This window comes from Peptoniphilus ovalis, assembly GCF_018919265.1.
GTDB lineage: Bacteria > Bacillota > Clostridia > Tissierellales > Peptoniphilaceae > Peptoniphilus_A > Peptoniphilus_A ovalis.
The window spans coordinates 1-12,757 of record NZ_JAHLQO010000001.1 but is presented as its reverse complement, the minus strand read 5'-3'; the positions used below and the strand labels follow the sequence as shown (position 1 = coordinate 12,757).

Here is a 12,757-nt window from a genome sequence, read left to right as displayed (position 1 = left end):
TTTTTATATTTATCTATACCATTAATTTTCTAAACATTTCAATTACTTGTTCTTTTGTTGCTTCTCTAGGATTTCCTGGATAGCAAGCATCATTAAGAGCATCAGTTGCAAGTTGATCAAGATCTTCTTCCTTAATTTTATCAAGCGTCTTTGGAATACCAACATCTTCTGAAAGTTTTGAAACAGCATTAATTGCTGCATTTCTATATTCTTCTTGAGTCATTTTGTCGACTCCATCTATTCCTAATGCTCTTGCAATTTCTCTATATCTTTCTCCGGAATAGTCCTTGTTAAATTCCATAACAATTGGTAAAAACATTGCGCATGCAACTCCATGAGGTGTATCATAATGAGCTGAAAGAGTATGTGCCATTGAATGATCAATTCCAAGTCCTACATTTGAAAAGCCCATACCAGCAATGTATTGAGCAAGAGCCATTCCTTCTCTACCTTCTTTAGTATTTTCAACAGCACCTCTTAAGTGTTTTCCAATTAAACGAATTGCTTCTATATGGAACATATCAGTCATTTCCCAAGCGTCTTTAGTAATATATCCTTCAATTGCGTGAGTAAGAGCATCCATTCCAGTTGCAGCAGTTAAGCCTTTAGGCATGGAGGACATCATTTCTGAATCTACAACAGCAATTATAGGCATATCATGTGGGTCAACACATACAAATTTTCTTTCTTTTTCAACATCTGTAATTACATAATTAATTGTAACTTCTGCTGCAGTTCCAGCTGTTGTTGGAACTGCTACTATTGGAATACAAGGTTTTTTAGTTGGAGAAAGACCTTCAAGTGAACGCACATCTTCGAATTCTGGGTTAGTAATAATAATTCCAATAGCTTTCGAAGTGTCCATAGAAGAACCTCCACCTATTGCAATAATAAAATCAGCTCCTGAATTTTTAAAAGCTTTGACACCATTTTGGACATTTTCGATTGTTGGGTTTGGTTTAATGTCAGAATATAATTCGTAAGGAAAATTTTCAGCATCAAGTAAATCTGTAACCTTTGAAGTAACATTAAACTTAACAAGGTCAGGGTCAGAAGCAACAAAGGCTTTTTTAAATCCTCTTTTTTTTATTTCTGGGACTATTTCTTTAATAGCACCATTTCCGTGATATGAAGTACCATTTAAAATAATTCTTTTTGTCATAAATAACCTCCTAAAATAATGCACAATATCCGTATATAAGAATGAAAAACTTAAATACAAACTTATATTATTAGAATATTACTTTTATTAAAGGTTGTCAACGTTTTATTCGTCTAAAAATAGGATTTTTATAATATTTAAATACTAAATTTAGTTTATTATTTTGCAAAAATTGCAGATTTTACTCATGATTTATTCATGATTTTAGATTAAATTTAAATAAAGAGGTGGTATTAATGAAATCAGTAATTGTAAGAAACATGAGTAAATCTTTTAATGATAAGGTAATATTTGAGGATTTTTCAATAGAAATTGAGAAAAATACAGTTCATGCAATTGTAGGACCAAATGGTTCTGGAAAAACAAGTCTTCTTAGAATTTTAACAGGACTTTATAAAAAGGACAGTGGAGAAGTTGTAGTAGAAGGAACTCACTCTATGCTTTTAGAAAATGATTATTTGTATGAAGATAAAACTGGATTTGAAAATCTCAAACTTTATGGGTTTTATTTTGGATATAATTTGGATAAATACAAAAATTTTTCTGATTTACTAGGTCTTAATGAAGATTTAGATAGAAAGGTTTCTACATACTCTAAGGGAATGAAAAGAAAGTTGTCACTTCTAATAATTATTTTGATGGACAGAGATATTATTTTTTTAGACGAAGCTACCAGTGGTGTAGATCCAATTTCAAGAGTCCAAATAAGAAAGATTATTTCAATTTTAAAAGAGAGCAAAAAGACGGTTGTTATCACTTCTCATGACTTAGCAGAAATTGAGAAAGTCGCAGACTATGTTTCAATGATTAAAGATGGAAAGCTTTTATTTACAAAAGGTATTTTAGACATTAATGGGGAAAGTTTAGAAGAATTATTTATTGAAGAGGGATTAAAATGATGAAAAAGAAAAATATTGGAAAAGCTACTAGATTTTATATTTGCAGGAGTAAGGATGTAATTTCAGTAATTATTTTATTTGGAATTATGATTTTAGGGTTTGAATACATAATTTATAAAGGATTTTTAAATAATAGAGGCGAAAAATCTATAACTTTAATCTTATGGACATTAATTATTGGATTTACATTAATTATTTCAAATTCAATGATTATTGATTTAACTGTAAAAGACAAACTAAAGAATAGAATTGAATTTATATTATCTTCAGGGATAGATGTTAAGGACTTAATTAAGACTTACACATTTGAAATGTGGAGAATTTCATCTGTATCAACTTACTATTTGTTTTTATTTACATATTTTATCTATGATTTCACAAGACCTAGTGGAGTTATATTAAATTATATATCAGCTGCAGCAATGCTATATTTTGAAATTTTATTTTTTAATATAATTTCTCTAAATCAAAAAAATTTTAAATTCTTTAAAAATATTTTATTCTTCGCGACATCAATTTCAATTTATGCAGTTGGGACATTTTCTGAAAATATACTTAATTTTCTCAATGTTTATGACATAGATTTGATTCATTTTATAAATGCTTTTAATATTTTATTTTTACTTATCTTTGCATTATTAAGTTTTTATAATTTGAAGAAGTTAAATAATGAGAAAATTATTAGTACAAAAGGGGAATGGACATGATAGATCTTAAATTGTATAGAAAGCTGTTTGATAAAAACGCTATTTTTATGGGAATTATTGCTTTTTTGTCTATTTTATATGCGATAAATACTTCAAAGACAGTTACAAGTTTTGATAAATTAATGAAATTTGAAGGTTTTACTTTTTTAGCTGTAATATTTTCTATTGAGCTTGCAAAAAGTACAGTTGTTAAAGATAAAATAAGTAAGAGATTAGAATTCGTCCTTGCAAACGGAGTTTCAAAAAATGAAATAGTAAGGTCATATTTTGTAGTAATTTTTACTACTTTATTTATAATTTTACTTCCTTCATTATGTTTATTTAGCTTAAATTTAGGGTTAGCTTTTTCTTTAAATTTTATATTTGTAACAGCTATTTATGTATTTATTTTAATTTTTAAAATATTATCAACGATAGATATGAATAAAATAAATTCCTTGCAAACTCGTTTTTTACTTATGTATATAATAATTTTGATGATTTCAGTGATAATTTATACATCAACTTATATAATAGAATTATATATGATTAGTAAGTATTTAATTTTGTTTTTAATTTTAAGGTTTTATGTAAAGAGAACTGACATCGAAAGGATTATAGTGAGTTTTTATTAATGAAAAATAGATTATTTAAAATTACAATTATCCACATATTCATAATTTTGTTTTGGAGTTTTTTATTTAAGTTAGGTATAATAACTGAAAATGAAGGAGTTTTAAACTTAGCTTCGATAACTCTATTTTTTTCTATATATTTTTTTTATGGTGCAGAAATTTCAAAAAAAGAAAGTTTTAAATTTTCAAACTTATTGATTTTGCTATCTTTATTACTTGTTACAATTAGTGTTTTAAAATTAATAAAAATTAATTTTATTTTAATTTTTATTAGCATAATTTTAACCGCAATATATTCAAAAAAATTTATTGACCTTAAAGTTATAAATAATTTTAATATTCTTCCAATTTCTAAGAATATGACTAAATTTTTTGTTATTGCATTAGTTTTATTTAGTTTTCTTTTGATTTATTTTTTGAATTTAGACTCTTTTATTATGAATATTTTTTATCAAATTATATTTTTAATTTTCGAATTATGTTTTAATTTGTTCTTAATTGAAAAAGAAAATAATTACGAGAAAAACTTAAAACTTTATTATCTTTCTGATTATATGGCTGAGGAGAGAAATGAATTTGCAAGAATTATTCACGATGATATTATACAGGATATTTATGCGACGAGAAATTACCTATCTCTTAAAAATCCAGACATTAATTATTCCAAGGAAATATTAAGTAATTTAGAAGAAAAATCCAGAAATATTATGAAATTTTATCAAAACTACTTATTTGAAAATTTAGACTTGAAAGAAAATATTGTAAGTATTTTTGAAAATCTTAAAATTTTATATCCAGATAAGAGTTTTAAAATAGAAATAATTATTTCAGATGAAATTAAAAACATTAAAAATAAGGATTTAAAGAAAATAGTTAATACTGTTACAAAAGAGTTGATTAACAATATTTACAAACATTCCAATGGGAACTATTTAATCTACAAGATTTCAATAGAAGATGATATAAATATTTACACTGAAAGTAATGGCAATGATAAAAAAGATTTGGATAAGATTAAAAATTCAAAAAGAGTAGTTCTACTTATTGAGCTTCTTCTTGAAAATAAAGGGGATATAAAATATAAATTGGACAAAGACATTCTTACAACTGAAGTTAGGATAGGGATTAATAATGAAAATAATTTTTATAGATGATCATAAGATTTTCGGAGAGAGCCTAAAAATGCTTTTAGAAGAACGGGAAGAAAATTTTATAATTGATTATGTTTCCGATATCGATTTATTTTTAAGTAAATTAAAAAATTCGACCTATGAAATTGCTATTATTGATATAAACTTAAAAGATAAAAAGACAGGGCTTGATTTAATTAAAGATGTAAAATTATTAAATGAAGAATTGAAAATAATTATTTTAACTTCCTATGATTTGATGAATTACAAAGAATTGGCACATAAATATGGAGCAAATGCTTTTATAAATAAATCCGTAGATGTGGATAATCTTGTCGCAGAAATTCATAAAGTTTACAAGGGAGAAAATATTTTTGAAGAAGAAGAGTTAGTTGATAGACTTACAGATAGAGAAATTGAAGTTTTAAAAGAGCTTTCCAAAGGAAAAACTAAAAAAGAAACAGCAAGCGATTTATTTATTAGTGAAAGAACTCTTTACAATCACATTGCAAATATTTACGAAAAAATTGATGTAAGTAATACTGTTCAGGCAATTAATAGGGCAAAGGAAATTGGTTATATTGATGATTTTTAGAAGACGTTGTAATACGAAAGCTTTTATAAAAATTATTATGCTATTTATAACACCAGTTTTTTAGTTTATTCATTTTTTAAATGTTCTGATAAAATAAATAAAAAATTAAAACAAAAAGTATTGACAAAGTTTTTAAAAGATAGTATTATATTTTTCAAATAGCGAAACCGATAACGAAGAGTAGTAGTTTTTAAAGAGGTATTAAGAGAGCGATTCATTTGCTGTGAGAATCGTATACAGGCTTTTTAAATGAATGGACTTCTGAGGGCGGGAAGAAATAAACTTAGTTTAAAGTAATACCCGACGGGACTTAGCCGTTAAAATAAGACCAATATGATAGTATTGATGTGAGGTGTGCTTTAAGCAAATTTAGGTGGTACCGCAGAAGTTATGACTTTTGTCCTAATTATAGGATGGAAGTCTTTTTTTATTCCATCCTTCTCACACAAAAAGAAAAGGAGAAAGAAAAATGAAAAAAATTATGTTAATTATCGCAATGCTTATGTTAGTTGGATGCTCATCACCTAAGGGAAATGATGCTAAGGTAGAAGAAACAAATAAGGCTGAGGCTACTACAGCTACTGATGATAAGGTTTATAAGGTAGGTATACTTCAATTTGCTCAACACGGTTCTCTTGACAACTGTAGAACTGGAGTTATCGAAGGATTGAAAGAAGCTGGATTTGAAGAAGGCAAGAACTTAGAAATTGATTACCAAAATGCTCAAGCTGATATGGGAATCAACTCTCAAATTGCTGATTCTTTCGTATCAAATAAATACGATATGATTATTTCTATTGCAACTCCATCAGCAATGGCTGCTTATAATGCTGCAATGAACACTGACATTCCAGTAATTTACACTGCAGTTACTGATCCAGTTGAAGCACAGCTTGCAACTGAAGATGGAAAATCTGTTGGAAATATTACAGGTACAAGTGATGTACTTCCAGTTGATGCTCAATTAAAACTTATAAGAGAAATGCTACCAGATGCTAAAAATGTTGGAATACTTCACACTTCAAGTGAAGCAAACTCAGATTCAATGCTTGCAACTTATAAAGAAATTGCACCTAAATACAATTTTGAAATAGTTGATGAAGCAATTAATACAACTTCTGATATTCCTCTAGCAACTGACAACATTCTTACAAAAGTTGATGTTATGACAAACTTACTAGACAACACAGTTGTTAATTCACTTCCACAAATTTTAGACAAAGCTAATGCTAAAAAGATTCCAATTTATGGATCTGAAATTGAACAAGTTAGAATAGGATGTATCGGATCTGAAGGTATTGAATATATTTCTCTTGGAAATCAAACTGGTAAAATGGCTGCAAAAGTTTTAAAGGGCGAAGCAAAAGCTAGTGAAATGCCATTTGAAACAATACTTGAGCCAAACCTTTATTTAAATAAAAAAGTTGCAGATAATCTTGGAGTAACTTTATCAGATGCACTTACAGGTAGAGCAACAGAATTATTTGAAGAAATTTCTGCGCCTGAAGCAAAATAATTTTAAAAACTAGAGATTAGAGGGAAGAATAATGGATATAATTTTAGGAGTGATAGAGCAGGGGCTCACTTACTCATTTCTAGCACTGGGACTTTATATAGCTTATAGCATTTTAGATTTTCCAGATTTAACAGTAGATGGATCATTTCCACTGGGAGCTGCAATTACAGTTTTTGCAGTCCTAGCTGGAATCCCACCAGCACTTGCACTTGTGCTTTCTTTCTTGGGAGGCGCCGTTGCAGGAATGCTTACAGGAGTAATTCACATAAAATTAAAAGTACAAGACCTACTTGCAGGACTTATAATGCAAACTGCACTTTGGACAATAAACCTTACTGTGGCAGGAAAAGCCAATGTACCAATTTTTAACAAAGAAACAATTTTCACAACAGGGCTTGCAAATTTAATTCCAGCGAATTTAAACAAGTACACAGTTTTAATTACTATGATTCCAATAGTAATAATTGTAAAAATTTTGCTTGATGAATTTTTAAAGACAAAGGCAGGTTTTATACTTAAAGCTTGTGGAGATAACGAAACACTTGTAAGAACAATGGCAGTCGACCCGGGAGTTGTTAAAATTTTGGGACTAGCACTTTCCAATGGACTTGTTGCCTTTAGTGGAGCACTTGTAGCACAAGAGCAGAGATTTTTTGAAATCTCAATGGGTACAGGCTCAATGGTAATGGGACTTGCTGCAGTAGTACTTGGAATGAAGCTTTTACAAAATCTTTATGTAATGAAAGACACTACAAAGGTTTTAATTGGATCAATTCTTTACAAGGCATCAATTGCAATTGCAATAGCAATAGGTTTCTCAACAAATTCAATGAAGCTCATAACTGCAATGATATTTTTAATAATTCTTGTAATTGGAAGAAAGAATAGAAAGAAGGCAAAAAATGCTTGAACTAAAATCTATTGATAAAACATTTAATATAGGAACAGTTAATGAGACGACTCTTTTCAATGATTTTAATTTAAAAATCGGCGAGGGAGAATTTGTAAGCATAATTGGATCCAATGGATCAGGCAAGAGTACGATGCTTAATTTAATTTGTGGATCTCTTCTACCTGATGCTGGCGAAATTTATGTGGATGGCAAAAATCTAAATAAAATTCCAGAACACAGAAGATATAAATTAATGGGTAGAGTCTTTCAAGATCCTAAAATTGGAACATCACCCTCAATGACACTTCTTGAAAATATGTCAATGGCTGATAACAAAGGAAAACCTTGGAATTTGACTAGAGGAATCAACAAAAAGAAAATCGACGAGTACAAGGAAATGTTAAGACCAATAGGTCTTGGACTTGAAGATAAACTTGAAGATAAAGTTGGTTCCCTTTCAGGTGGACAAAGACAAGCTGTTGCACTTCTTATGGCGACACTTGTGCCTATAGAATTCTTAATCCTAGATGAGCACACAGCGGCTCTTGATCCAAAGACTGCAGATATAGTAATGGAAATGACAAATAAAATTGTCAGAGAAAAAAATCTGACAGCACTTATGGTAACACACAATCTTAAATACTCTCTAAAATATGGCGACAGAATGTTAATGATGCACAAGGGCCACGCAGTTATGGATAAATCTGGCGAAGAAAAGAAAAATACAAATCTAGATGATATACTTGATAAATTTTATGAAATAAGTATTGAGTCAGGAAACTCTCTCTAATCTTAAAAAACCTCTCAACCATTTTATATGGAAGAGAGGTTTTCTTATTAATTCAAAAATTATTTTCTTTTTACTATACATTTGAGCAGAAACTCAAAAAATTTTAAGCTTTCTAGAATATAGAATTATTAATTGACTTTTAAATTTTTCATAAACTTTTCTAATTTGTGGAATTCTTCTTCGCTATTTTTATAATCATCTATGCTCTTTTTAGTTTGGTAAGATAAAAATTCATTTGCTAAGTAATCATCAAAGGAAAATATAGTTCCAACATTATTTTTATAATTTATTTCCCTTGCATCTGTTAATATTAATAGGTAAAATGAATTCACAAAATAGGGTTTTAAATTCATTTTATAATAATCTTCATCATTGTCAAAAATAATGGTAATTGTTTTATCTTTTATTTCTATTTTGTAGGGGTCTTTGTTCTCCCAATCCAATTGATTTATTAATTTTTCGACCTTTTCCTTGTGGCTTAAGTCAGTTTTTAAAGAATATAAATTAGCTTTTGAGCAAGATGTTGTAAAAATTAAAATAAAAGTCAAAATAAGAACTTTTTTAATCATAGAATAATCCTTTAATAAAAATTTACCGATTTATTTAATTAAACTATAATGCTTTCAAAAGTTGTTGTCAATTATTTTTAAGTATTTCCATAAAAATACCCTCCTTACTATTTTGTTAAGCAAAGAGGGTATATAAATAATAGATTTTTTTAATCTATTCTACTTGGTTTACTTGTGTGAATGAACTTATCGTTGTCTTCTCCAAGGATAAACTGAGCGGATGCTGTAACTACTGTATAAACTAAAATAGAAGCTAAGTTTGCTGTTACAGAGTCGTGGTCAAATCTTGGCGATACTTCACAAATATCAAAACTAATTGGCTTATTAGAAGTGAAAATGTGTTTTAAGAAAAGTATTACCTTTTCTGGGTCGAGACCAAGTGGTTGTGGAGCAGATACTCCTGGCGCAAAGGAAGAAGTAAAGCAGTCCATACAAATTGTAACGTATAGATGATCTTGCTTTGCAATATATCTATCTAGTTGATGTACAATGTGGAAGAAATCTCCATTGATTATATCCTTTGCAAGTACATATTTTGCACCTAATTCTTCTGCAGTTTCAAAAAGTGAAAGAGTGTTGGAATGTCTTTGAATTCCTAACACATAGTAACCGTAGTCAGTTCCCTTTTCTTTAGTGTAATCTGCAATTTGTCTAAACATTGTACCACTTGTACCCTTGCCTTTTTCATAAGGTCTTAGGTCAAAGTGAGCATCAAAGTTTATTATTCCAAGTTTTTTGTCATCTTTATCATCAAGGTAATTGCTTAGGCCTTGATAGTGACCATAAGCAGTTTCGTGTCCGCCACCTAGAACTAATGGGAATAGTCCAAGGTTTAAAATTTCTTCAACTGCTCTTCCAAGTTCTTTTTGACTTGCATCAAGTGTTGTAAATTTACTTGAAACATTTCCGCAGTCGTAGATTTTAACTTCTTGAGAAAATTGGCAAGGAAGTTTTGCAAGTTCCTTTCTAATTGCTTCAGGTCCAGCTGCTGCACCAAATCTTCCCTTGTTAAGCTCAATACCTTGGTCAGATTCAAATCCTAAAATTCCAAAGCCAAGCTTACCAGTGAAGGGTTCGTTGTCTTCACTATTTAAATCAATTGGTTCAACCCATTGATGCCATCTATAAGAATAGTAGTCGTTTTCATCATCAACACGGCCAGACCAAACTGACATATCTTGTGGACTATAATAATTAATCATTTAACACCTCTATTAATTAACTTTATTCTTAGGAGTTTCTCCATTTTTAAATTGGATTAGATTGTCCTTTGCATTTTCTCCCATTTCAAGTCTTGCTTCAAAAGTTGCATTGCCAAGATGAGGTGCAAGAATTACATTATCTAAATCTAAAAGTTTTTCATTTACCTTTGGTTCAAATTCGTAAACATCAAGAGCAGCACCTGCAATTGTCTTATTAATTAATGCATCAGCAAGAGCTTCTTCATCTACGACAGGTCCTCTTGAAGCATTTATTAAAATCGCAGAATCCTTCATCATTTCCAGTTCCTTAGTTGAAATCATGTGGTGAACCTCATCTACATATGCTGTGTGAAGACTTAAAAAGTCTGAGTTTGCAATTACATAATCTTTATCCTTGTAAATAACGGGAAACTCTTTTTCAAAATCTTCTTTCCTATTTCGTGAATAGTATAAAACTTTCATGCCAAAGGCACAAGCCCTTTTTGCAAGATTTTTTCCAATATTTCCAAGACCTATAATGCCAAGAGTCTTGCCTTCAAGTTGAGATCCTAAATAAAATGTAGGTCTCCAACCATAAAATTCTCCTGCTCTAGTAACCTTATCTCCTGATACAATTTTCCTTGCAGCTGCAAGCATTAGTCCAAAAGTAAGTTCAGCAGTAGACACTGCAGAAGCAGGAGCAGGTGCATTTGTTACAACTATACCCTTTTCTCTTGCATAATTTATATCTATATTGTCAAATCCAGCACCATAATTTGCAATTATTTTAAGATTTTCAGATGAGTCGATAATATCTTTGTCGATTTTATCTGATAGTGGACAAAGAAGTGCATCATGACCCTTAATCTTTTCCTTAATTTCATCATGACTTAGAGGAATATTTGAATCGTGGTAAGTTATTTCAAAATTTTCCTCAAGCTCTTTGTATATATTTTCTGGTATTTCGCTTGTAATTAATAATTTCATTTAATCACCTCGAATACATTGTATCATATATTAATTTATCGATAAAAATAAATAAAAATTTTAATTATTTCTTATTGATAAATTATTAAAGAATTTTAGAGTTCTTTATATTATTTCAAGCTCTTTTAAAAAGATATATATTCATATATAATAAAATGGTTGAAAGGGTGAAAAGATGGAGAATAAAGAAAATAAATTGGGAACTATGCCCATTCCTAAGTTGCTATTTCAAGTTTCCTTTCCAATTGTCATCTCTATGTTTATACAATCCATGTATAATCTTGTGGATTCATATTATGTTGGAAAAATTAGTGAAGCTGCCTTTAGTGCGATTTCAATTGCTTTTCCTGTCCAAAACATAATGGTAGGAGTTGCAGTTGGTACAGGCGTTGGTATGAACTCACTGCTCTCTAGACATTTAGGGGAGAAAGATTTTGAAAAATCAAATAAAGTTGCAGAAGTTGGACTTTTCTTAGGACTTTGCTACGGAATTATATTATTTTTATTATCGAGAATTATTCCACTTCCTTATGCATCAGCACAAGTCGATGATGCTGAAATCATAGGATATACTGTAGACTATCTTCAAGTTGTAATGGGTCTTTCAATGGGAGTATTTATGCAGATATTTCTTGAAAGAGTCTTGCAGTCTACAGGTCGTGCAGTTTTGACAATGCTAACTCAACTTATTGGTGCAGTGATTAACATAATTCTAGATCCAATTTTTATATTTGGATACTTTGGACTACCTGCAATGGGAGTAAGGGGAGCTGCAATTGCAACTGTAACTGGTCAAATAATTGGAGCAATTTGCGGAGCAATTTTTGAATACAAATTAAATCCGGAGCTTAAAATTAAAAAGCCAAGCTTTGATTTAGAAATTATAAAGGGAATTTATGCAGTTGGAATTCCCTCTACTATAACTGTTACAATTCAATCATTTACAATTTATGTATTAAATAGATTATTATCAGGCATTTCCACATCTGCCATTGCAGCTGTTGGAGCATATTTTAAAGTTCAGTCCTTTGTATTTATGCCAACCTTTGGTATAAACAACGGTGTCGTTCCAATAATTGCATATAATTATGGAGCTAAAAACAAAGATCGAATTTTAAAGACAATTAAACTTGCCTTTGCTGCAGTAACTGTGATGATGATTGTAGTTTCTTCGATTATTATGATATTCCCAAGGGAAATCTTATCGATATTCTCTGCAACTGATGAGATGATTAAAATAGGTGTTCCAATGCTTAGGATTTGTGCAACGTCCTATATCTTTGCAGGAATTTCAATTGTCGGCACAAGTATATTCCAAGCCTTTGGAAATGGCATACTATCTTTAATCGATTCCATACTAAGACAAATTGTAATCTTACTTCCAGTTGCTTATATCGCAGTGAAATATTTCTCAATCAATGAAGTATGGTGGGGATACACTATTGCAGAGTTTGCATCGGTATTATTTGTTATTTATTTTATGAGGACTTTTGTCAAGAAAAAACTAGACCTTATTTAACTTAAAATCTCTAAAATCTTGAAAAAAAGTGAGATTTGATGTATTATGAAAATATCTATAAAACTCGAGGAGGATAAAATGGCTAAATCAAAATTTGAAAGAAATAAACCACATGTTAACATTGGAACAATCGGTCACGTTGACCACGGTAAGACAACACTTACAGCAGCAATAACAAAAACACTACATGACAGAT

Annotated in this window: 14 protein-coding genes and 1 other annotated feature; of the genes, 10 read left to right on the top strand and 4 right to left on the bottom strand. The window is 29.7% G+C overall.

Annotated features, from left to right (window positions below; genetic code table 11):
• Positions 1-13: 13 nt before the first annotated feature.
• Complete coding sequence (gene fucO / locus KQI68_RS00070; RefSeq protein ID WP_216547875.1) at positions 14-1,162, bottom strand: lactaldehyde reductase; 1,149 nt, start codon at positions 1,160-1,162, stop codon at positions 14-16.
• 236 nt (positions 1,163-1,398) lie between these two features.
• Here fucO and KQI68_RS00065 point away from each other — a divergent pair, with 236 nt between their 5' ends.
• The 8 genes from KQI68_RS00065 (at position 1,399) to KQI68_RS00030 (ending at position 8,305) form a co-directional block, all read left to right on the top strand.
• Positions 1,399-2,061 (top strand): ABC transporter ATP-binding protein, encoded by a 663-nt coding sequence (locus KQI68_RS00065; RefSeq protein ID WP_216547874.1) that lies wholly within the window; start codon positions 1,399-1,401, stop codon positions 2,059-2,061.
• Positions 2,058-2,768, top strand: a complete 711-nt coding sequence (locus KQI68_RS00060; protein WP_216547873.1) for a beta-carotene 15,15'-monooxygenase — start codon at positions 2,058-2,060, stop codon at positions 2,766-2,768. Before KQI68_RS00065 ends, KQI68_RS00060 begins: the two co-directional genes overlap by 4 nt.
• A complete protein-coding gene (locus KQI68_RS00055) occupies positions 2,765-3,382 on the top strand; it encodes a hypothetical protein (protein ID WP_216547872.1) in 618 nt (205 codons plus the stop codon). The genes KQI68_RS00060 and KQI68_RS00055 overlap by 4 nt, the downstream gene beginning before the upstream one ends.
• A 437-nt stretch (positions 3,383-3,819) precedes the next feature.
• The gene (locus KQI68_RS00050; RefSeq protein WP_216547871.1) at positions 3,820-4,536 is read left to right on the top strand and encodes a hypothetical protein; all 717 of its coding nucleotides are present in this window, start codon (positions 3,820-3,822) and stop codon (positions 4,534-4,536) included.
• Positions 4,514-5,107 carry a response regulator transcription factor gene (locus KQI68_RS00045; protein ID WP_216547870.1) on the top strand — a complete coding sequence of 198 codons (594 nt, stop codon included), beginning with the start codon at positions 4,514-4,516 and terminating at the stop codon, positions 5,105-5,107. The genes KQI68_RS00050 and KQI68_RS00045 overlap by 23 nt, the downstream gene beginning before the upstream one ends.
• Positions 5,108-5,268: 161 nt before the next feature.
• Positions 5,269-5,515: a binding site (T-box leader), on the top strand.
• A 61-nt stretch (positions 5,516-5,576) separates the two neighbouring features.
• Complete coding sequence (locus tag KQI68_RS00040) at positions 5,577-6,623, top strand: ABC transporter substrate-binding protein (RefSeq protein WP_216547869.1); 1,047 nt, start codon at positions 5,577-5,579, stop codon at positions 6,621-6,623.
• 31 nt (positions 6,624-6,654) lie between these two features.
• Positions 6,655-7,533, top strand: a complete 879-nt coding sequence (locus KQI68_RS00035; RefSeq protein ID WP_216547868.1) for an ABC transporter permease — start codon at positions 6,655-6,657, stop codon at positions 7,531-7,533.
• Positions 7,526-8,305, top strand: a complete 780-nt coding sequence (locus KQI68_RS00030) for an ABC transporter ATP-binding protein (RefSeq protein WP_216547867.1) — start codon at positions 7,526-7,528, stop codon at positions 8,303-8,305. Before KQI68_RS00035 ends, KQI68_RS00030 begins: the two co-directional genes overlap by 8 nt.
• Before the next feature lie 128 nt (positions 8,306-8,433).
• Here the strand turns inward: KQI68_RS00030 and KQI68_RS00025 are convergent, their stop codons facing one another.
• From KQI68_RS00025 to KQI68_RS00015, 3 genes are all read right to left on the bottom strand, one after another.
• Complete coding sequence (locus KQI68_RS00025; protein WP_216547866.1) at positions 8,434-8,874, bottom strand: hypothetical protein; 441 nt, start codon at positions 8,872-8,874, stop codon at positions 8,434-8,436.
• A 149-nt stretch (positions 8,875-9,023) separates the two neighbouring features.
• Positions 9,024-10,076, bottom strand: coding sequence for a formimidoylglutamase (gene hutG, locus KQI68_RS00020; RefSeq protein ID WP_216547865.1), 1,053 nt, complete (start codon positions 10,074-10,076; stop codon positions 9,024-9,026).
• A 12-nt stretch (positions 10,077-10,088) separates the two neighbouring features.
• Positions 10,089-11,042, bottom strand: coding sequence for a 2-hydroxyacid dehydrogenase family protein (locus tag KQI68_RS00015; RefSeq protein WP_216547864.1), 954 nt, complete (start codon positions 11,040-11,042; stop codon positions 10,089-10,091).
• A gap of 175 nt (positions 11,043-11,217) precedes the next feature.
• Here KQI68_RS00015 and KQI68_RS00010 point away from each other — a divergent pair, with 175 nt between their 5' ends.
• Together KQI68_RS00010 and KQI68_RS00005 are read left to right on the top strand one after the other, a co-directional pair.
• Positions 11,218-12,561 carry an MATE family efflux transporter gene (locus KQI68_RS00010; protein ID WP_216547863.1) on the top strand — a complete coding sequence of 448 codons (1,344 nt, stop codon included), beginning with the start codon at positions 11,218-11,220 and terminating at the stop codon, positions 12,559-12,561.
• 78 nt (positions 12,562-12,639) lie between these two features.
• A partial coding sequence (locus KQI68_RS00005) for a GTP-binding protein (RefSeq protein ID WP_216548503.1) occupies positions 12,640-12,757 on the top strand: 118 nt, incomplete at its 3' end.